This is a genomic window from Streptomyces sp. NPDC002669, from assembly GCF_042889165.1.
Taxonomy (GTDB): Bacteria; Actinomycetota; Actinomycetes; order Streptomycetales; family Streptomycetaceae; genus Streptomyces.
The window spans coordinates 109,179-132,084 of the sequence record NZ_JBIAQQ010000024.1; the positions used below are offsets into that span (position 1 = coordinate 109,179).

General features: G+C 71.8%; 2 protein-coding genes. Both read left to right on the top strand.

Annotation, left to right across the window (positions count from 1 at the left end; translation table 11 throughout):
* Positions 1-152 precede the first annotated feature (152 nt).
* Positions 153-10,967: an SDR family NAD(P)-dependent oxidoreductase gene (locus ACFYW1_RS29575; RefSeq protein WP_388999799.1), complete on the top strand. Its 10,815-nt coding sequence runs from the start codon at positions 153-155 to the stop codon at positions 10,965-10,967.
* Positions 10,964-22,906, top strand: a complete 11,943-nt coding sequence (locus ACFYW1_RS29580; protein WP_388999802.1) for an SDR family NAD(P)-dependent oxidoreductase — start codon at positions 10,964-10,966, stop codon at positions 22,904-22,906. Before ACFYW1_RS29575 ends, ACFYW1_RS29580 begins: the two co-directional genes overlap by 4 nt.

The following is a 22,906-nucleotide window of genomic DNA, read 5'->3' on the forward strand; positions in this document are numbered from 1 at the left end:
GCCGTACGGGCCGGCCCGTCCAGGCACCGTCAACCGCGGCTCAAGTGGCGACGGATTGGGTGGCCAGGTCCCTGATTTGTCGCTCCGGGACGCTGTTGTCCGCGGTGGCCGTAGAGAAGGGCTCGATGGTGTCGATCTCAAACCAGGATCGTATGGAAGCCGCACTGCCTGCGATCCGTGCGCTGCAGAAGCGTGCCGCGGATCTGGAGGCGAAGCAGGCCCGGCAGCACGAGCCGATCGCGGTGGTGTCGATGGCGTGCCGGCTTCCGGGCGGTATCGATACACCGGAGGCGTTCTGGGATTTGTTGGTGTCCGGTGGGGACGCGGTGGGGGGTCTGCCGGAACGCTGGCGAGGGCTCGACCTCTTCGACCCGGACCCGGAGTCGGTCGGCAAGAGCTACGCCCGTGAGGGTGGGTTCATCGACGGTGTCGAGCGGTTCGATGCCTCGTTCTTCGGTATTTCGCCGCGTGAGGCGTTGTCGATGGATCCGCAGCAGCGGTTGGTGCTGGAGGCGTCGTGGGAGGCGCTGGAGCGGGCCGGTGTCCGGCCCGACGTGCTGGCCGAGAGCCGGACCGGCGTCTACCTCGGCACGATGAGCTCCGACTACGGCGATCTGGGCCGTGACCTGGACGCCCTCGACGGCTACATCAGTACGGGCAAGGCGTCGAGCGTGGTGTCGGGCCGGGTGTCGTACTCGCTCGGGCTCCAGGGCCCCGCGATCACCGTGGACACGGCGTGTTCGTCGTCGTTGGTGTCGGTGCACCTCGCGGTGCAGGCCCTGCGCCAGGGCGAGTGCGAACTGGCCCTGGCCGGTGGGGTCACGGTCATGAGCGCGCCGTCACTGTTCGTGGAGTTCTCGCGGCTGAAGGGGATGGCGGCGGACGGGCGGTGCAAGTCGTTCTCGGCCGCCGCGGACGGTGCGGGCTGGGCCGAGGGTGCGGGCGTCCTGGTCCTGAAGCGGTTGTCGGCCGCGGAGCGTGATGGTGACCGGGTGCTGGCGGTGCTGCGGGGCTCGGCGGTGAATCAGGACGGTCGCAGTCAGGGGCTGACGGCTCCGAATGGTCCGTCGCAGCAGCGGGTGATCCAGGACGCGTTGGATGCGGCCCGTCTCGTGCCGGCCGACATCGATGCGATCGAGGCGCACGGCACGGGCACGTCGTTGGGCGACCCGATCGAGGCGGGTGCGCTGGGTGAGGTGTTCGGTCCGGGACGGGACGCGAGCCGGCCGGTGTGGCTGGGTTCGTCGAAGTCGAACATCGGCCACGCGCAGGCGGCTGCCGGTGTGATCGGTGTGATGAAGATGGTCCTGGCGTTGCAGCACGGGGTGTTGCCGAAGACGTTGCACGCCGAGGAGCCGAGCGCGCTGATCGACTGGGAGACCAGTGGGCTTGCCCTGGTGCAGGACGCCCGTCCGTGGGAGCGGGAAGAGGGGCGGGTGCGGCGTGCGGGTGTGTCGTCGTTCGGTCTGAGCGGTACGAACGCGCATGTGATCGTGGAGGAGCCGCCGTTGGTGGAACCGGCCGTCGGAGCCGTCGGTGAGGGTGTCTTCCCGGTGGTGGTGTCGGGGCGTGACGAGGCGGCGCTGCGGGAGCAGGCGGGGCGCTGGGCGTCCTGGCTGTCGGGTCGTGAGGGTGTGAGTGTGGCGGATGTGGCGGTGACGGCGGCCCGTCATCGTTCGCACTTCGAGTCGCGGGCCAGTGTGGTGGCGTCGGACGCGGCCGGGCTGGTGGAGGCGCTGGAGGCACTGGCCGAGGGCCGTTCGCACGACGCGGTGGTCACCGGCAGTGCCGAGCGCCGCGGGAAGGTCGTCTTCGTCTACCCGGGCCAGGGCTCGCAGTGGGTCGGCATGGGCCGTGAACTCCTGTCATCCAGCGAGGTGTTCGCCGCTTCCGTCGATGCCTGCGACGCCGCGTTGCGGCCGTTCACGGGCTGGTCGGTGCGTGAGGTGTTGGCCGGTGAGGAGGGGGAGCATCCGCCGTTCGACCGGGTGGACGTGGTCCAGCCCGCGCTGTTCGCGATGGGGGTGGCCCTGTCCGCGCTGTGGCGTTCGCTGGGTATGGAGCCGGCGGCCGTGGTGGGTCACTCGCAGGGCGAGGTGGTGGCCGCGGTGGTGAGCGGTGCTCTCACTCTGGAGCAGGGGGCGCAGATCGTCGCCCAGCGCTCGCAGGCCGTGCTGGCCTGCGCCGGGCAGGGCGGCATGGCGTTGATCGAGCGCCCGGTCGCGGCGGTCGAGGAGTTCCTCGCCCCGTACGGCGATGCCCTCTCGGTCGCCGCGGTCAACACCGCAGGCTCCACGATCATCTCCGGACAGGCCGACGCGATCGAGCAGATCGTGGCCGAGCTCCAGGCCAAGGAGGTCTACGCCCGCAAGATCAATGTGGACTACGCCTCCCACAACGCCCAGATGGACCCGCTGCTGCCGGATCTCGCCTCGGGCTTCGAGGGTCTGGTCCCGCGCCGTGCGGACCTGGCGTTCTACTCCACGGTGACGGGGGCGGTGTCCGACGGCACGGATCTGGACGGTACGTACTGGTGCCGCAACCTGCGCGAGCCCGTCCGCTTCGACCGTGCCCTGAACAAGCTCCTGGACGACGGTCACACCGTGTTCGTGGAGATCTCCGCGCACCCGGTGCTGTCCATGCCGCTGACCGACGGCAGCGCGGAGCGGGGCGGGATCGTCGTCGGCTCCCTGGCCCGTGACCACGGGACCCACGCCCAGCTCCTGCGCAATCTGGGCCTGTTGCACGTCCAGGGGCACGGCATCGACTGGGACCGGGCCCTCGGGCTCGAAGCAGGCCGGGGCTCCCTGCTGAACCTGCCCACGTACGCCTTCCAGCGCGAGCACTACTGGCTCCGGACCGAGGAGTCCACGGGTGACATCCGGGCCGTCGGCCTGGACGGGGCCGGGCACCCGTGGCTGGGTGCCGTCACGGTGACGGCCGACGACGAGGGGAGTCTGTTCACCGGAAGGTTCTCCCTCACCGACCAGCCGTGGCTGAAGGACCACGCGGTCCTCGGGACCGTCCTGGTCCCCGGCACCGGTCTGCTCGACATGGCCCTCACCGTCGCACACCACGTCGGTGCCGCCGGAGTCGGCGAACTGACCCTCCTCGAACCCCTCGTCATCACGCAGGAGGCGGGTGTCCGCATCCAGGCCGTGGTGGCAGGTCCGTCCGGTGGCAGCCGTCGCACGATCGCCCTGTACAGCCGTTCCGAGGACGCCTCCGACGACGCGCCCTGGCGGCATCACGCGAGCGGTGAACTGAGCGACGCCGCGACGGAGTCCGCGACCACCGGTTTCGACGAGCCGGCCCAGTGGCCGGCCCCCGGCGCCGAGCCGGTCGACCTCGACGGGTTCTACGACGCATTCCGGGCGCGCGGACTGGAGTACGGCCCCGCCTTCCAGGGCCTGACCGAGCTGTGGCGCAAGGGCAACACCGCGTACGGAACCGTCCGCCTTCCCGACGGCCTCGACGCAGATGCCTTCGGCATTCACCCCGCCCTCCTGGACGCAGCCCTGCACGCGATGGTGGCGGTGCAGGGCGGTACGGGAGCCGGGGGACACGTACCGCTTCCCTTCGAATGGGCGGGCGCGGAACTGTACGCCGCGGGCAGCACCGAGTTGCGCGTCCGGATCGACCTGGACGGGGAGAACACCCTCGGGATCCTGGCGACAGACCCCGCCGGGCAGCCCGTCGTCCGGGCGGACCTGCAACTGCGCGAGGCAGATGTGGAGCAGATCCGTACGGCCGGATTCACCACCGAGCACCTCTACCGGATGGACTTCCGGGCCCTGCCCGGACTCACCGCCCGGCCGGCCGACACCGTCCACGTCCTGGAACTCGTGGACCCGGACGGGTTCGACGGGCTGTCGGTGCGCATGGACACGGGCGCGGAAGTGCCGGAGCGCGTGGTGGTGGACGCCACCGCGGCGGCCGACGACCCGAGGGCGGCGACGGCGGACGCCCTGTCCCTGGCCCAGCGGCTGCTGAGTGAACCTCGCCTGGAAAACGCCGAGTTCGTGTGGGTCACCCGGAACGCCGTGGACACCGGCGACGGCGTCGGCGACCTGGCCCACGCGCCTCTGTGGGGGCTGCTGCGCACCGCCCGCTCCGAGCATCCCGAACGCACCGTTCACCTGGTCGACCTCGACGCCGGGGAAGCCGCCGACGCGCCGTTCGTCGTCGGTGAGCCGGAGATCGCGGTACGCGGCGGAGAGATCCGGGCAGCACGGCTGACCCGCGTCGTCGGCGGCGACCGCACGACCGAATTCGCCCCCGGCGGCCGGGTCCTGATCACCGGCGGCACCGGTGAACTGGGCACTGCCCTGGCCACTCACCTCGTTCGCGCCCACGGGGTGCGCCACCTGGTCCTCACCTCCCGGAGCGGCCCCGACGCCCCCGGCGCCCGGAGCCTGATCGAGGCCCTGACCGATGCCGGGGCCCAGAGCGTCGACATCCGGGCCTGCGACGTCGCCGACCGCGACCAGGTCCGCACTCTGCTCACTGCCACCGGTGCCCGACCCTGGACCGGGATCTTCCACCTCGCCGCGGTCCTGGACGACGGGCTGCTCACCGCCCAGACCCCTGAACGCCTCGCCCCCGTGTGGGCCCCCAAGGCCGATGGCGCCCGGCACCTGCACGACCTCTCCGAGGAACTCGGCCTCGACCTCGCGGCGTTCGTGCTGTTCTCCTCCGCAGCCGGAGTCCTGGGCGGCGCGGGCCAGTCCAACTACGCCGCGGCCAACGCCTTCCTGGACGCCCTGGCCGCGCACCGCCGTGCCGAGGGGCTGCCCGCCACCAGCGTCTCCTGGGGGTTGTGGCAGCAGGCGGGCACCGGCCTCACCGCGAGCCTGGGGCAGGCCGAACTCGCCCGCCTCCGCCGCCAGGGCATCGGCGCCCTCACCCCCGCCCAGGCACTTGCGTCCCTCGACGCCGCCCTCACCGCCGCCCACCCGCACTGCGTCCCGGTCAAGCTCGAACTCGCGGGGCTCCAGAAGGCACTGGACGGTGAAGGGGAGTCGGCCGTGCCGGCCGCGCTGCGTTCCTTGCTGCGCGCGCCGCGGCGCCGGGCCGGTCGTGCGGCGGCGGCCCCCTCGGATCTGCGGGGTCAACTGCTCGTACTGCCGCAGGCCGACCGGCTCGCCCCGCTCACGGACCTGGTGCGCACGGAGGCCGCGACGATCCTGGGCATGTCCGGTCCGGCCGCGGTCGGCAAGGAGCAGGTCTTCAAGGTCCTCGGCTTCGACTCGCTCATGGCGGTCGAGCTGCGCCGCCGCCTCTCCGCCAGGACGGGGCTCAGCCTTCCGTCCACCCTCGCCTTCGACCACCCCACTCCGGTGGCCATCGCCGAACTGCTGCTGAAGCGGCTGGCGTTGGACTCCGGGACGGAGAAGGGAGCCGGGACCTCCGGCCGGTCCGGGAGCGCGGTCCGGAACGAGAACCGCAACCACGGCTCCGACGAGCCGATTGCGGTGGTGTCGATGGCGTGTCGGTTGCCGGGTGGGATTGATTCGCCGGAGGGTTTTTGGGAGTTGTTGTCGGGGGGTGGGGATGCGGTCGGGGGGTTCCCGGGGCGGTGGCGGGGTCTGGATCTGTTCGATCCGGATCCTGAGGTGGAGGGGAAGAGTTATGGGTGTGAGGGTGGTTTTCTCGCGGATGGGCATGTGGAGGGTTTTGACGCGGGGTTCTTCGGTATTTCGCCGCGTGAGGCGGTGTCGATGGATCCGCAGCAGCGGTTGGTGCTGGAGGCGTCGTGGGAGGCGCTGGAGCGGGCCGGTGTTCGGCCCGATGAGCTGGTCGGCAGTCGTACGGGTGTGTATCTGGGCACGATGAATTCCGATTACGGGGATCATCGGGCGCATGATCTGCAGGCCCTGGACGGGTATGTGGGTACGGGCAGGGCGTCGAGCATTCTGTCGGGCCGGGTGTCGTATGCGTTGGGGTTGCAGGGTCCGGCGATGACGATCGACACGGCGTGCTCCTCGTCACTCGTGGCGATGCACCTGGCCGCCTCCGCCCTCCGCCAGGGCGAATGCGAAGCGGCCCTGGTCGGTGGTGTCACCGTGATGTCGACACCGGCGACTTTCGTGGAGTTCTCGCGGCTGAAGGCCATGGCGCCCGACGGGCGGTGCAAGTCGTTCTCGGCCGCCGCGGACGGTGCGGGCTGGTCGGAGGGGGTCGGTGTCCTGCTGCTGAAGCGGTTGTCGGATGCCGAGCGTGATGGTGACCGGGTGCTGGCGGTGCTGCGGGGCAGTGCGGTGAACCAGGACGGTCGCAGCCAGGGGCTCACCGCCCCGAACGGTCCGTCGCAGCAGCGGGTGATCCAGGACGCGTTGGATGCGGCCCGTCTGACTCCGGCCGACATCGATGCGATCGAGGCGCACGGCACGGGCACGTCGTTGGGCGACCCGATCGAGGCCGGAGCCCTCGCCGAGGTGTTCGGTCCGGGACGGGACGCCGACCGGCCCGTATGGCTGGGCTCGTCGAAGTCCAACATCGGGCACGCCCAGGCCGCCGCCGGTGTGACGGGCGTGATCAAGATGATCCTCGCACTCCAGCACGGTGTGCTGCCGATGACGCTGCACGCCGAGGAGCCCAGCCCGCTGATCGACTGGGAGGACAGCGGACTCGCCCTGTTGCAGGACGCCCGGCCCTGGGAGCGGACCGACGACCGGGTGCGGCGTGCGGGTGTGTCGTCGTTCGGTCTGAGCGGCACCAACGCGCACGTCATCGTGGAGGAGCCGCCGGCCACCGGGACGACGGAGCAGGCGGACGTTCCCGGAGGATCGTTCCCGGTGGTGGTGTCGGGCCGTGACGAGGCCGCGCTGCGGGAACAGGCCGGGCGCTGGGCGTCCTGGCTCTCCGGCCGCGAGGACATCCGCCTGGCGGACGTGGCGGCGACGGCCGCCCGGCACCGTACGCACTTCGCCTCCCGCGCCGCCGTAACCGTCCCGACCCTCGACCGGGCCGTGGAAGCACTCCGGGCTCTCGCCGACGGCATCCCGGACCCCGACCTCGTGCAGGGACGGGCCGTCGAGCGGACCAGGACCGTGTTCGTCTTCCCGGGACAGGGCACCGACTGGGAGGGCATGGGCCGGCACCTGCTGGACCAGAGCCCCGCCTTCCGCGAAGCGGTGAACGCGTGTGACGCGGCACTGCGCCCCCACACCAGCTGGTCGGTGCTCGACCGGCTGCGCGGCGAGGACCGGGGAAGCCTGCCGTTCGAGCGACTGGACGTCGTCCAGCCCGTGCTGTTCGCCATGTACGTGGGCCTGGCCGCGGCCTGGCGGGAACTGGGACTCGAACCCTCCGCCGTGGTCGGCCACAGCCAGGGAGAAGTGGCCGCGGCCGTCGTCGCCGGCGCACTCACCGTCGACGAGGGAGCCCGCATCGTGGCGCTCCGCAGCCGGGTGCTCCAGTCCGACGGCGGCGGTGGCGAGATGGCCGTGATCGAGCTGCCTCTCGCCCAGGTGCGCGAACACATCGCACCGTACGGGGACGCCCTGTCGATCGCGGCGGTCAACACCGACCGGTGGACCGTGATCTCCGGCGACGCCGACGCGGTCGAGGACGTACTGATCGAGCTCGACGACGCGGACGTCGCATGCGGAAAGCTCAACGCGGCCTGCGCGTCGCACAGCGCCCACATGGATCCGCTCCTGCCCGGACTGCGGGCCGAGTTCGCCGTACTGCGCCCCCGGCAGACCGACGTACCGTTCTACTCGACGGTCACCGGGGACCTCGTCGACGGCCGTGAACTGGACGCGGACTACTGGTGCCGCAACCTGCGCGAGCCGGTCCGCCTCGACCTGGCCCAGGCGAAGCTGATCGAGGACGGGCACGACGTCTTCGTCGAAGTCAGCCCGAACCCCGTTCTGGTCATGCCGCTGACGAACGGACTCGGCGAGGCGGACGGCCTCGTGGTGCCGAGCCTCCAGCGGGGCCGGGGCGACCTCGGCGAACTGCTCGGGACGCTCGCCCTGCTGCACGTCCAGGGCCGCGAGATCGACTGGGACCACGCTCTGGGCGCACCCACCGGCACCCTCGTCCCCCTGCCCACGTACGCCTTCCAGCGCGAGCGCTACTGGACGGAGATCACCGGGCCCGCGGGCGACGCGAACTCGATGGGGCTCGCCCCGGCCCGGCACCCCTGGCTGGCCGCCGTCACCGCGATGGCCAACGGCGAGGGACACCTGCTCACCGGCCGTCTGTCGACGGCCACCCACCCGTGGCTGCTCGACCACGCCGCCTTCGGCACCGTTCTGGCCCCCGGGACCGGACTGCTGGAACTGGCGCTCGTGGCCGCGCGGGAGAGCGGCGCGGGACGGGTCGGCGAACTCACCCTGTCCGAACCGTTGATCCTCGACGGCGACGGAGTGCACGTCCAGGTGACGGTCGGTGCGCCCGACCTGAACGGTGAGCGGTCCATCGCCATCTACGGACGGCCCGAGTCGGAACAGGAGCACTGGACGTGCCACGCCACGGGCAGACTGCTCGACGGCGGCGCGGACACCGGTGACGAAGGCTTCGACGACCTGCGGTCCTGGCCGGTGGCCGGCGCGGAACCGGTCTCCCTGGAAGGGTTCTACGAGCGGCTCACCGCCCAGGGCATCGGGTACGGCCCGGCGTTCCGGGGCCTGACCGAGCTGTGGCGCGACGGCGGGACGGCCTACGGCCTGGTGCGGTTGCCCGAAGGAGTGCAAGGACAGGACTACGGGGTGCACCCGGCCCTTCTGGACGCGGCACTCCACACGCTCCAGGCGGTCCGGGACCTCGACGAGGCCGACCACCGGGTACTGCTGCCCTTCGAGTGGGAGGACGTGGAACTCCACGCCGAGGGCAGCTCCACCCTCCGCGTCCGGGTCGACCTGGACACCGCGCGGTCCAGCGCACGCCTGTGGGTGGCGGACGCGCAGGGCAGGCCCGTGGCCGCCGCGGGAACGCTGCGGCTGCGCGAGGCGAGCGCGGAACAGATCCGGTCCGGACGGCCCGTGCAGCACCTGTACCGGGTCGGATTCCGGCCGGTGCGCCCCACGGCCCCCTCGGCGGCCGTACGGACCTGGGTCCTGGGCGGTGACGGTGTTCTTTCGAATGCATTGGGGACTGAACATGTGGCTGATGTGGATGCTTTCCTTGCCGGTGTCGGAGACGGGAGGGAAGCGCCCGTTCGACTGGTTGTTGACGCGACGGCGGACCCGGACCCCGTTGGTGCGCGAGGCGGGTCGGAGGACCGGGACGACGACGTCGCGACTGTCCGAAGGCTGACGGCCGACGCCCTGGAGACCCTGCGGCGACTGCTCACCGACGACCGGACGGCCGCTGTCGAACTGGTGTGGGTGACCCGCGGAGCCGTGGACGTGGGAGACACCGAGGACGGTGTCCGGGACCTGAACCGGTCCGGACTGTGGGGTCTGGTGCGCTCGGCACGCACGGAGTTCGCCGAGCGGACGGTCCGCCTCGTCGACACCGACGCGTACACACCGACCCTGGAACGGGCGCTGGCGGTGGCCGACGAGCCGGAACTCGTGGTCCGCGGCGAGGAGGTCCTCGCCGCCCACCTGGTCCGGGTCCGGGACACGGCCGGTAACGACGGAGCACTCCGCCGGCTGGACCCCCGGGGCACCGTCCTGATCACCGGAGGAACCGGTGAACTGGGCCGCCAGGTCGCCGCCCATCTCGTCCGCGAGCACGGGGTGCGCCACCTGGTCCTCACCTCCCGGAGCAGTCCCGACGCCCCCGGCGCGTCCGACCTCGTGAACGAACTGGAGGCGGCCGGCGCCACGACCGTCCGGATCGAGCCCTGCGACGTGACGGACCGGGAGCAGCTCGCACGGCTCCTGGCCACGGTGCCGGACGCACACCCCTGGACGGGCGTCGTGCATCTGGCGGCCGCTCTGGACGACGGGCTGCTGACGGCACAGGACCCGGAACGCTTGTGGAAGGTACTGGGACCGAAGGCGGCCGGCGCCGTCCATCTGCACCGGCTCACCCGGGAGTTGGACCTGTCCGCGTTCGTGCTCTTCTCCTCGGTGGCCGGGGTGTTCGGTGGCGCGGGCCAGTCCACGTACGCCGCCGCGAACACCTTCCTGGACGCCCTGGCCGCGCACCGCCGTGCCGAGGGGCTGCCCGCCACCAGCGTCTCCTGGGGACTGTGGGAGGCCGCAGGCAACGGGCCGACCGACAACCTGGGGCAGGCGGACCTGGCCCGGATGCGACGCCAGGGCATCTCCGCCCTCACCTCGGAGCAGGCCCTGCGACTGCTGGACGCCGCGCTGTCCCGCCCGGAACCGCACCTCGTGGCGGCCAGGCTGGAACTGGACGCACTGCAGCGGGGCAACGACAAGGGGCAGGACGTTCCCGCGCTGCTGCGGGGCATGCTCCGCGGTCGGCTCCGCCGCGCCCAGGACTCGGGAGCACCGGCGGCGGCCCTCAAGGACAGGCTGGCCCAGCTGTCCGACAAGGAACGCCGGCGCACGGTGCTCCAGACGGTGCAACGCGAGGCCGCCGTGGTGCTCGGTCTGCCGGACTCGGAGGGCGTGGGCGCCCAGCAGGTCTTCAAGGAGGTCGGGCTCGACTCCTTGATGGCGGTCGAACTGCGCCGCCGCCTGTCGGCCGAGACGGGGATCGCCCTGCCCGCCACGATCGCCTTCGACCATCCGACACCCGATGCCGTGGCCGCGTTCCTGCTGGAACGGATCGCCCCGCCGGAGACCCCGGGGAGGGCTCCCGCCCGCAGAGGAGCCGCGGGCTCCCTCACGGCGGCACAGATCGACGGCCTGGTGGAGCTGCTGCGGGCGGCGACGCCCGGGCAACTGGAGACGGAGGGTCTGGCATCGGCCTTCCTCGATCTCAAGGACGGACTTGCGAGGACCGTTGTCGTCCCGGACACGACGGTCGAGCTGGAAGCCGACAACACCGAAGACCTTCTGCAGTTCCTTGACGACAAGTTTGGAGTCAGTTCATGAGCACGTCCGACGTCGAGAAGCTCGAGTCCTACCTGAGGCGTGCCACGACTGCGTTGCTCAAGGCGGAGAAGGAGCTCGACTCGGAACGGGCCGCCCGCACCGAGCCGATTGCGGTGGTGTCGATGGCGTGTCGGTTGCCGGGTGGGATTGATTCGCCGGAGGGTTTTTGGGAGTTGTTGTCGGGGGGTGGGGATGCGGTCGGGGGGTTCCCGGGGCGGTGGCGGGGTCTGGATCTGTTCGATCCGGATCCTGAGGTGGAGGGGAAGAGTTATGGGTGTGAGGGTGGTTTTCTCGCGGATGGGCATGTGGAGGGTTTTGACGCGGGGTTCTTCGGTATTTCGCCGCGTGAGGCGGTGTCGATGGATCCGCAGCAGCGGTTGGTGCTGGAGGCGTCGTGGGAGGCGCTGGAGCGGGCGGGTGTTCGGCCCGATGAGCTGGTCGGCAGTCGTACGGGTGTGTATCTGGGCACGATGAATTCCGATTACGGGGATCATCGGGCGCATGATCTGCAGGCCCTGGACGGGTATGTGGGTACGGGCAGGGCGTCGAGCATTCTGTCGGGCCGGGTGTCGTACGCGTTGGGGTTGCAGGGTCCGGCGATGACGATCGACACGGCGTGCTCCTCGTCACTCGTGGCGATGCACCTGGCCGCCTCCGCCCTCCGCCAGGGCGAATGCGAACTCGCTCTCGTGGGCGGCGTGACGGTCATGAGCACTCCTTCCCTCTTCGTGGAGTTCTCGCGGCTGAAGGCCATGGCGCCCGACGGGCGGTGCAAGTCGTTCTCGGCCGCTGCGGACGGTGCGGGCTGGTCGGAGGGGGTCGGTGTCCTGGTCCTGAAGCGGTTGTCGGCTGCCGAGCGTGATGGTGACCGGGTGCTGGCGGTGCTGCGGGGCAGTGCGGTGAACCAGGACGGTCGCAGTCAGGGGCTGACGGCTCCGAATGGTCCGTCGCAGCAGCGGGTGATCCAGGACGCGTTGGATGCGGCCCGTCTGACTCCGGCCGACATCGATGCGATCGAGGCGCACGGCACGGGCACGTCGTTGGGCGACCCGATCGAGGCGGGTGCGCTGGGTGAGGTGTTCGGTCCGGGACGGGATGCGGGCCGGCCGGTGTGGCTGGGCTCGTCGAAGTCCAACATCGGGCACGCCCAGGCGGCTGCCGGTGTCATCGGTGTGATGAAGATGGTCCTGGCGTTGCAGCACGGGGTGTTGCCGAAGACGTTGCACGCCGAGAAGCCGAGCTCGCTGATCGACTGGGAGACCAGCGGCCTCCAGCTGCTGCAAGACGCGCGTCCGTGGGAGCGGACCGACGACCGGGTGCGGCGTGCGGGTGTGTCGTCGTTCGGTCTGAGCGGCACCAACGCGCACGTCATCGTGGAGGAGCCGCCGTTGGCGGAGCCTGTTGCCGACGCCGTCGGTGAGGGTGTCTTCCCGGTGGTGGTGTCGGGCCGTGACGAGGCCGCGCTGCGGGAACAGGCCGGGCGCTGGGCGTCCTGGCTCTCCGGCCGCGAGGACATCCGCCTGGCCGAGGTGGTACGTACCGCCGGATCCCACCGCACCCACTTCAAGCACCGGGCGAGCGTGGTTGCCGCCGACACCGCGGAACTCGTGGCGGCGCTGACCGCTCTCGCCGAGGGGCAGGCGCATCCGGCGGTCACCGAAGGGACGGCCGGTTCGGGCGATTCGGCGGTGCTCTTCACCGGACAGGGCAGCCAGCGGGCAGGGATGGGACGCGCGCTCCACACCGCCCTGCCCGCCTTCAGGGAAGCGTTCGACGAGGTGTGCGCGGCCCTCGACCCGCATCTGACACGCCCCCTGGCCGAGGTGCTCTTCGCCGCCGAGGACAGCGCGGACGCGGCGCTCGTACACGAAACGGAGTTCACCCAGCCCGCCCTGTTCGCGTTCGAGGTGGCCCTGTTCCGCCAGTGGCAGGACTGGGGAATCCAGCCCGCCGCGGTGGCCGGTCACTCGATCGGTGAACTGGCGGCCGCCCATGTGGCAGGAGTGCTGGAACTCCCCGACGCCGCACGGCTGGTGGCGGCGCGCGGCCGACTGATGCAGGCGTGCGAGCGCGGTGGCGCGATGGCATCGGTGGAGGCGTCCGAGCCCGAGGTGACCGAGGTCCTCCGGGACATCGAGGGCCGGATCTCGATCGCCGGACTGAACGGCCCCGCCCAGACGGTGGTCAGCGGTGACGAAACCGCGGTGGCGGCGGTGGAGAGCCACTTCGCCGAGCGGGGCAGGCGCACCCGTCGGCTGGAGGTGTCGCACGCCTTCCACTCGCCGCACATGGACGCGATGCTCGCCGAGTACGAGACGGTGGCCGGGAGCTGCCGGTTCGCGGCTCCGGTCATTCCCCTGGTCTCCTCGGTGACCGGAGAATGGAACGACGAGAGCCTGCCATCGGGCGAAGGCGTGCGGTCGGCGCGCTACTGGGTGCGCCAGGCCCGCGACGCGGTCCGGTTCCTGGACGTCGTGCGCGCACTCGACCGGGCGGGCGTCGCCCGCCACCTGGAGTGCGGCCCGGCCGCGGTGCTGTCCGCGATGGGCGCGGCCTGCTCGGAACAGGACAGCGTCTTCGTCGCCTCCCAGCGGGCGGCCACCAGGGACGGCCGGCCGTCGGACGAGGTCCGCACGCTCGCGCAGGCGCTGGGCAACCTCCACGTCTCCGGGCAGGACATCGCCTGGGACCGGGTCGTCCCGAACCCCGGCGCCGCGCCCCTGGCCGCCCCCACGTACCCCTTCCAGCGCGAGCACTACTGGCTGGAGCCGGCATCGGCCTCCGGAGACCTCTCCGCCGTGGGCCTGGAACACTCCGAGCACCCCTGGCTGGGCGCCACCGCGGTGCTGGCCAACGGGGAGGGCCACCTCTTCGCCGGCAAGCTGTCGCCGGACGAGCACCCCTGGCTCAAGGACCACGTCGTCCACGGCACCGTGCTCGTACCGGGCACCGGCCTGCTGGAGATGGCCCTCGCGGCGGCACACCGCACCGGAGCGGCCGGCGTCGGTGAACTGACCCTGCTCGAACCGCTCGTCCTGCGCGGCACGGTCCGTCTGCAGGTCGTGGTCGGCCCCGTCAGGGAGGACTCCGGGCGCACCGTCGAGATCTACAGCCGCTCCGAGGAAGCCGTCGACGGAGCATGGCGACAGCACGCCTCGGGCGAACTGCTGGAGCACCACGCCGACCAGGTGGACGACGAGGCCCGGGAGCTGCGGCAGTGGCCGGTCCCGGGCGCCGAGAGCGTACGACTGGACGACTACTACGAGCAGTTCGACGGGCTGGGACTGGCATACGGGCCGGCGTTCCAGGGGCTGACCGAGTTGTGGCGCAAGGACGACACCGTCTACGCGCTGGTGCGCCTGCCCGACGAGGTGCAGGCGGGGGAGTACGGGGTGCACCCCGCCCTGCTGGACGCGGCGCTGCACGGCCTCGCCGCACTGCGGCCGCAGACGGGCGCCGAGGACGAGGGCGGGGACCGTGGCGTCCTGCTGCCCTTCGCGTGGAACGGGGTCGAGTGCTCGGCCGTGCGGAGCGCCGCTCTGCGGGTGCGGGTGGATCTCGACCGTACGACCTCCACGGCCACGCTGCGGGCAGCGGACGCCGAGGGCCGCCCCCTCCTCAAGGTCGCCGCGCTGCGACTGCGCGAGGCGACGGCCGAACAGATCGGCGCCACCGAGCCGGTGGAGCACGTCTACGAAGTCGTGTTCCAGCCGCCCCGGCACCCGAACCGGTCGGCCCCGACAGGCCCGGTCTGGGTCCTGGACGGCGGGCGGGGCACGCTCGCCCCGTCCCTCGACGGCCTCGTCGACGGTTCGGCGGTGGACCGCTGCGCCGACGTCGAGGCGCTGACGGCCCGTCTCGACGAGGGCCGGGCCGCCCCCGGCACCGTCGTCGTGGACGCCACGGAGTACGGAACGCCCGAAGCGCCGTACACCGCCGCCCTCGAGTCGGCGCAGAGCGCGCTGAGCACCGCCCGGCGACTGATCGCCGACGAGCGGCTGCACTCCGCCGAACTCGTCTGGGTCACCCGTGACGGCGTCGCGGCATCGGCCGACGACCGCCTGGACGGGCTGGCGAACGCCACGGTGTGGGGACTCGTCCGTGCCGTGCGCGCCGAGCACCCGGACCGGTCGATACGCCTCGTCGACCTCGACGGCCAGGACGTCGACCCGGGCGTGGTCGCCCGTGCGCTGGCCATGACCGACGAGCCGGAGATTGCCGTACGCCGGGGCGAGGTGCTGACACCGCGACTCGTTCCCGGGACCGCCACGGCCACGGCCGGTGCCACGGACGGCGGGGAGCCGCTGTTCGACCCGCAGGGTTCCGTACTCGTCACCGGGGGTGTCGGAGAACTCGGGCACCTGGTGGCCCACCACCTCGTGCGCACGCACGGCGTGCGACACCTGGTGCTGACCTCCCGGCGCGGCCCGGAGGCGCCCGGAGCCGACGGACTGGTGGACGAGCTGACCCGGGCCGGCGCCGAGACCGTCCGTGTCGTCCCGTGCGACGTGTCCGACCGGGACCAGACGGCCGCCCTGCTCTCGGACGTCGCCCCGGAGCACCCGTGGACCGGAGTGTTCCACCTGGCCGGTGTCACCGATGACGCACTGCTCGCCGACCAGGACCGGGACCGCCTCCACCGGGTCATGGCGTCCAAGGTCGCGGGCGCCGCACACCTGGCGGAGCTGACGCGGGGCCTGGACCTCTCCGCCTTCGTCCTCTTCTCGTCGGTGTCCGGGATCCTGGGCGGCCCCGGCCAGAGCAACTACGCCGCCGCGAACTCCTGGCTCGACGCCCTGGCGACACGTCTCAGGGGCGAGGGCCGGCCGGCCGTCAGCCTGTCGTGGGGGATGTGGGAGCAGGGCGGAGGCGGCATGACCGCCGCGCTCGGCCGGGCGGACATCGCCCGGATGCGCAGACAGGGCGTCGGCGCACTGACCGGGCGCCAGGGACTGCGGGCACTCGACGAAGCCCTGGCCGGAGACCGGGCGCACCTGGTGCCCGTACGGCTCGTCCTCACCGCGGTCCAGCGCGAGGCGGACCGGAACGGTGAGGTCCACGCACTGCTGAGGGGCCTCGTGCGCACCCGGCGCCACCCCGCGGGCCCGGCGTCGGAGTCCGGCTCGCACCTGCGCGACCAGCTGGCCGCGCTCCCGGAGCAGGAGCGGCTCACGGCACTCGTGACGCTCGTGCGGCAGGAGGCCGCCGTCGTACTGGGCGGCACCCGGCCGGAGAGCATCGGCGAGCAGGAGGTCTTCCAGAAGCTGGGCATGGACTCGATGATCGCGGTCGAACTCCGCCGTCGGCTGTCCACCGCCACGGGCGTTCAGCTGCCGCCCACCCTGGCCTTCGACTACCCCACCCCCGTGGCGGTGGCCGGACTGCTGTTGGACCGGCTGTCGCTGGCTCCCGCCGCGGCCGCCGCCGTCCGTCCGGCGGACACCGACCGGACGGCCGACGAGCCGATCGCGGTCGTGTCGATGGCGTGCCGGCTGCCGGGCGGCGTCGACACACCGGAAGGCTTCTGGGAGCTCCTGGCTGGTGGACGCGATGCGATAGGGACGTTCCCGGAGCGCTGGGACGCCCTGGACGTGTACGACCCCGACCCGAACGCCCTCGGCAAGAGCAGCATCCGCGAGGGCGGCTTCATCGACGGTGTCGAGCGGTTCGACGCCTCGTTCTTCGGGATCTCGCCGCGTGAGGCGGTGTCGATGGACCCGCAGCAGCGGTTGGTGCTGGAGGCGTCGTGGGAGGCGCTGGAGCGGGCCGGTGTCCGGCCCGACGCACTGACCGAGAGCCGTACCGGTGTCTACCTCGGCACGATGGGCTCCGACTACAGCAGCCAGCAGGGCCGCGGCCTGGAGGAACTCGACGGGTACGTCGGCACCGGCAACGCGAGCAGTGTGGTGTCGGGCCGGGTGTCGTACGCGTTGGGGTTGCAGGGTCCGGCGATCACGATCGACACGGCGTGCTCCTCGTCGCTCGTGGCGATGCACCTCGCCGCCTCCGCTCTCCGCCAGGGCGAATGCGATGTCGCGCTGGCCGGTGGTGTCACGGTGATGTCCACCCCCACTCCGTTCGTGGAGTTCTCCCGCCTCAACGGCCTTGCCGCGGACGGGCGTTGCAAGTCGTTCTCGGCCGCCGCGGACGGCGCCGTCTGGGCCGAGGGTGCGGGCGTCCTGGTCCTGAAGCGGTTGTCGGCCGCGGAGCGTGATGGTGACCGGGTGCTGGCGGTGCTGCGGGGTTCCGCAGTGAACCAGGACGGTCGCAGTCAGGGGCTGACGGCTCCGAATGGTCCGTCGCAGCAGCGGGTGATCCAGGACGCGCTGGAGGCGGCCCGTCTCGTGCCGGCCGACATCGATGCGATCGAGGCGCACGGCACGGGCACGTCGCTGGGCGACCCGATCGAGGCCGGAGCCCTGGCCGAGGTGTTCGGTCCGGGACGGGACGCGAGCCGGCCGGTGTGGCTGGGTTCGTCGAAGTCGAACATCGGCCACGCGCAGGCGGCTGCCGGTGTGATCGGTGTGATGAAGATGGTCCTGGCGTTGCAGCACGAGACCCTGCCCAGGACCCTGCATGCCGAGGAGCCGAGCGCGCTGATCGACTGGGAGGGCAGTGGGCTTGCCCTGGTGCAGGACGCGCGTCCGTGGGAGCGGACCGACGACCGGGTGCGGCGTGCGGGTGTGTCGTCGTTCGGTCTGAGCGGCACCAACGCGCATGTGATCGTGGAGGAGCCGCCGTTGGTGGAACCGGCCGTCGGAGCCGTCGGTGAGGGTGTCTTCCCGGTGGTGGTGTCGGGCCGTGACGAGGCCGCGCTGCGGGAGCAGGCCGGGCGCTGGGCGTCCTGGCTCTCCGGTGGTGAGGACGTCCGCCTGGCGGATGTGGCGGTGACGGCGGCCCGTCATCGTTCCCACTTCGAGTCGCGGGCCAGTGTGGTGGCGTCGGACGCGGCCGGGCTGGTGGAGGCGCTGGAGGCGCTGGCCGAGGGCCGTTCGCACGACGCGGTCGTCACCGGCAGCGCCGAGCGTCGCGGGAAGGTCGTCTTCGTCTACCCGGGCCAGGGCTCGCAGTGGGTCGGCATGGGCCGTGAACTCCTGTCATCCAGCGAGGTGTTCGCGCAGACGGTGGATGCGTGTGATGCGGCGCTGTTGCCGTTCACGGGCTGGTCGGTGCGGGAAGTCCTGGCCGGTGAGGAAGGTGATCATCCGCCGTTCGACCGGGTGGACGTGGTCCAGCCCGCGCTGTTCGCGATGGGGGTGGCCCTGTCCGCGCTGTGGCGTTCGCTGGGCGTGGAGCCGGCGGCCGTGGTGGGGCATTCGCAGGGTGAGGTGGTGGCCGCGGTGGTGAGCGGTGCTCTCGCTCTGGAGCAGGGTGCGCAGATCGTCGCCCAGCGCTCGCAGGCCGTGCTGGCCTGCGCCGGGCAGGGCGGCATGGCGTTGATCGAGCGCCCGGTCGCGGCGGTCGAGGAATTCCTCGCCCCGTACGGGGATGCCCTCTCGGTCGCCGCGGTCAACACCGCGGGCTCCACGATCATCTCCGGACAGGCCGACGCGATCGAGCAGATCGTGGCCGAGCTCCAGGCCAAGGAGGTCTACGCCCGCAAGATCAATGTGGACTACGCCTCCCACAACGCCCAGATGGACCCGCTGCTGCCGGATCTCGCCTCGAAGTTCGAGGACCTGGCCCCCCAGCAGGCCCAGCTCGCGTTCTACTCCACCGTGACGGGGGCGGTGTCCGACGGCACCGACCTGGACGGTACGTACTGGTGCCGCAACCTGCGCGAGCCCGTCCGCTTCGACCGTGCCCTGAACAAGCTCCTGGACGACGGTCACACCGTGTTCGTGGAGATCTCCGCGCACCCGGTGCTGTCCATGCCGCTGACCGACGGCAGCGCGGAGCGGGGCGGGATCGTCGTCGGCTCCCTGGCCCGTGACCACGGGACCCACGCCCAGCTCCTGCGCAATCTGGGCCTGTTGCACGTCCAGGGGCACGGCATCGACTGGGACCGGGCCCTCGGGCTCGAAGCAGGCCGGGGCTCCCTGCTGAACCTGCCCACGTACGCCTTCCAGCGCGAGCACTACTGGCTGCCCGTTCCGAAGGCCACCGGTGACGCCGGTTCGCTGGGCCTGGAGACCTCGCCGCACCCCTGGCTGGGCGCGGTGACCGAACTCGCCGACGGCGAAGGTCACTTGTTCACCGGCCGCCTCTCCCTCGCCGATCAGCCGTGGCTGAAGGACCACGCGGTCTTCGGGACCGTCCTGGTCCCCGGCACCGGTCTGCTCGACATGGCCCTCACCGTCGCGCACCACGTCGGTGCCGCCGGAGTCGGCGAACTGACGCTGTCCCGGCCGCTGGCGCTCGCCGTCGGCGAGGAGCTTCGCCTTCAGATACGGGTCGGCTCCGCCTCCGACGGGAACAGTCGGCAGGTGGAGATCCACAGCCGGCCCGGTGGCTCGTCCGACGCGGCGCCCTGGACCAAGCACGCCACGGGTTCGCTGACCGACACCTCGCCCGGCGCGGCACCGGAGACCGCGGTGGCCGAGCTGCGCGAGTGGCCGGTGACCGGTGCCGAGCGGGTGGGCCTCGACGGCTTCTACGAGGGGCTGTTCGAGAAGGGGCTGCAGTACGGAACGACGTTCCGGGGCCTCACCGAGCTGTGGCGCAAGGGGAACACGGCGTACGGCATCGTCCGGCTCCCGGAAGAGGTGAGTGCCGACACCGACGGTTTCGCGATCCATCCGGCACTTCTCGACGCGGCCCTCCACGCCTTCGCGGCAACGGGCCTCGGGGCCGACGAGGAGGACGCCGACGGGGTTCTGCTGCCGTTCATGTGGTCCGGGGTGGAACTGTCGGCCATCGGCGGCAGGGAACTCCGGGTGCGCATCGAGCTCACCGGCGATTCGACCGCGACGATCCTGGCCTCCGACGCCGCGGGAGAACCCGTGGCGAGCGCGGCGGGCCTGGAGCTCAAGCGCGCCGGTGCCGCACAGCTCGGGGGCACCGGCACCCACGACACCGAGCACCTCTACCGTGTCGAGTTCCAGCCGCAGACCCTCCCCGAGGCACCCCTGCCGTCCGCGGAGGAGTCCGACGGCCTGCTGGTGATCGGGCCGGACGGGGTCGTCGCGAGGACGCTGGGGACCGATGCCGTCGCACCCGTGGGCGCCCTTCCCGAGTTCGACGAGGGCCGTCCTCGTACGGTGGTCGTCGACCTGACCGCGCCGGACGCGGCCGGTGACGGCGGGGACGGCGGGGACGCCGTCGATCTGGCCGCCCGAACCGTGGTCACCGGGGCGCTGGAATGGTTGCAGACCTTCCTGGACGATCCTCGCTCCGAGGGCATCGACGTCGTCTGGGTGACCCGGGAGGCGGTCTCGGCCGGACCGGTCGACACGATCGGGTCCCTGGCGCACGCACCGCTGTGGGGGCTGGTCCGGGTGGCTCGGGCCGAGCACCCCGAGCGGGGAATCCGACTGGTCGACATCGGTGCCGACCTGCCCGAGGGGGACCTGCTGCGCCGGGTCCTCACCACGGGCACCGAGCCCGAACTGGTGGTCCGCGGGGAGGGCGTGCTGGCCCCCCGGCTCGTACGGGCGCAGAAGTCCGGCTCGCCGGACGCGCTCGTCCCGGAGACGGGGGAGCAGCCCTGGCACCTGGACATCCAGGAGAAGGGCCGGCTGGACACGTTCTTCTTCCGGCCCGTCGACCGGAGCGAACCGTTGGCCGACGGCGAGGTCCGGGTGGGCGTCCGGGCCGCCGGGATGAACTTCCGCGACGTGCTCAACGCACTCGACATGGTGCACGCCCCGAAGCTGGGCCTGGAATGCGCGGGCGTCGTCCTGGAGACCGGGCCCGGGGTCGACCGCCTGCGCGTGGGCGACCGGGTGATGGGCCTGGCGGTGGGCACCTTCGGTTCCGAGGTCCGTGTGGACGCCCGCTGGATGGTCCGTATCCCGGACTCGCTCACCTTCGTCGAGGCCGCGACCGTCCCGCTGGCCTACCTCACCGCGCACTACGCCTTCACGGACCTCGGGACGCTGAACCCGGGGGACAAGGTCCTCGTCCACGCGGCGGCCGGTGGTGTGGGGCAGGCCGCCATGCAGCTCGCCCGCCACGCCGGCTGCGAGGTCTACGGCACGGCGAGCACCGGCAAGTGGGAGACGCTTCGGCAGCTCGGTCTGACCGACGACCGCATCGCGTCCTCGCGGAACACCGAGTTCGAGGACAAGTGGCTGGCGGCCACGGACGGCGCGGGTGTCGACGTGGTGCTCAACGCCCTCACCGGGGAGTTCGTCGACGCATCGCTGCGGTTGTTGCCCAGGGGCGGTCAGTTCCTCGAAATGGGCAAGACGGACGTGCGGGACGCCGACGAGGTTGCCGCGGCGCATCCCGGAGTCCGCTACCGCGCGTTCGACCTGGTCGACAGCGGTGCCGATCGCATTCAGGAAATGCTGTGCGAACTCGTCGCCCTCCTGGAGCAGGGGGCCGTCACACCGCTCCAGTGTTCGGCGTTCGACGTGCGGGAGGCCCCCAGCGCCTTCCGCGTCATGGCCCAGGGCCGTACGACGGGCAAGCTGGTCCTCACGGTCCCGCAGGTCCTGGACGGTGCGGGCACGGTCCTGCTGACCGGAGGCACCGGTGAACTCGGCCGGCTGGTCGCCCGGCGCCTGGTCGTGGAGCACGGTGCGCGGCACCTGGTCCTGACCTCCCGCCGCGGCCCCGATGCGCCGGGCACCGAGGAGATCGTGGCGGAACTGACCGGGGCGGGAGCCGAAAGCGTTCGGGTGCTCGCCTGCGACGTGTCGAAGCGGGCTGAGGTCGCGCACGTCCTGGCCGAGATCGGCACGGAACACCCGCTGACCGGGGTCTTCCACCTGGCGGCGGTGCTCGACGACGGCGTGGTGCGCAACCAGAGCGCGGAGCGGTTCGCGCGGGTGCTCGCCCCCAAGGTCTCGGGCGCGCTGCATCTGCACGAGCTCACGGCCGGGCTGGAACTCTCCGCGTTCGTGCTCTTCTCCTCGGCGGCCGGCACGCTCGGAGCGCCGGGACAGAGCAACTACGCGGCGGCCAACGTGTTCCTCGACACGCTCGCGGCGCATCGGCGCAAGCTCGGACTCCCCGCGGTGAGCCTGGCCTGGGGACTCTGGGAGCAGGCGGGCGTCGGCATGACCGCCCGCCTGGGCGAGACGGAGCTCGCCCGACTGCGCAGGCGGGGCTCGCAGGCTCTGTCCGCGGAGGAGGGAATGCGGCTGCTGGACGTCGCGCTGGAGCGCCCGGAGACCCGACTGGTACCGATCAAGCTCGATGTGGCCGGCCTGCGGAACGGCTCCGGCGACGAAGTCGCCCCGCTCTTCGGGGCGTTGGTACGGCCGAGGCTGCGGCGGGCCCAGGAGGCCGTGGTACGGACCGAGTCGTTGCGCGAACGACTGGTCGGGCTGTCCGCGGAGGACCAGATCGCCACGCTGCTGCGCACGGTCCGGCAGGAGGTGTCCGGTGTGCTCGGTCTGCAGGGCGCGGACGCGGTTCCCGCGGACAAGTCGCTGCGGGACTTCGGCTGGGACTCGCTGATGGCGGTGGAACTGCGCAACCGCCTCTCCGCGTACGCAGAGGTGGCACTGCCGAGCACCTTGGCGTTCGACTACCCGACCTCGCGGGCCATCGCCGAGTTCCTGTACGTACGTCTGGACCTCGGTACGACATCCGGGGAGGCCGGACCGCCGCAGGACCCGGCGAAGGCCGCCGAATGGGCGCTGGGCCGGGTCACCCCCGAGCAACTGCTGCAGAGCGGACTGCTGGCGCAACTGCTGGAGCTCGCGCAGCCGCAGGCCGACTCCTCCGGCGGTGCGCGCACGGCCGAGGAAGCACTGCAGGTCGCGAGCGAACTCTCGGACGACGACATGGACCGGGCACTCGATGCCGTCCTCGGAAAAGCGATGTGA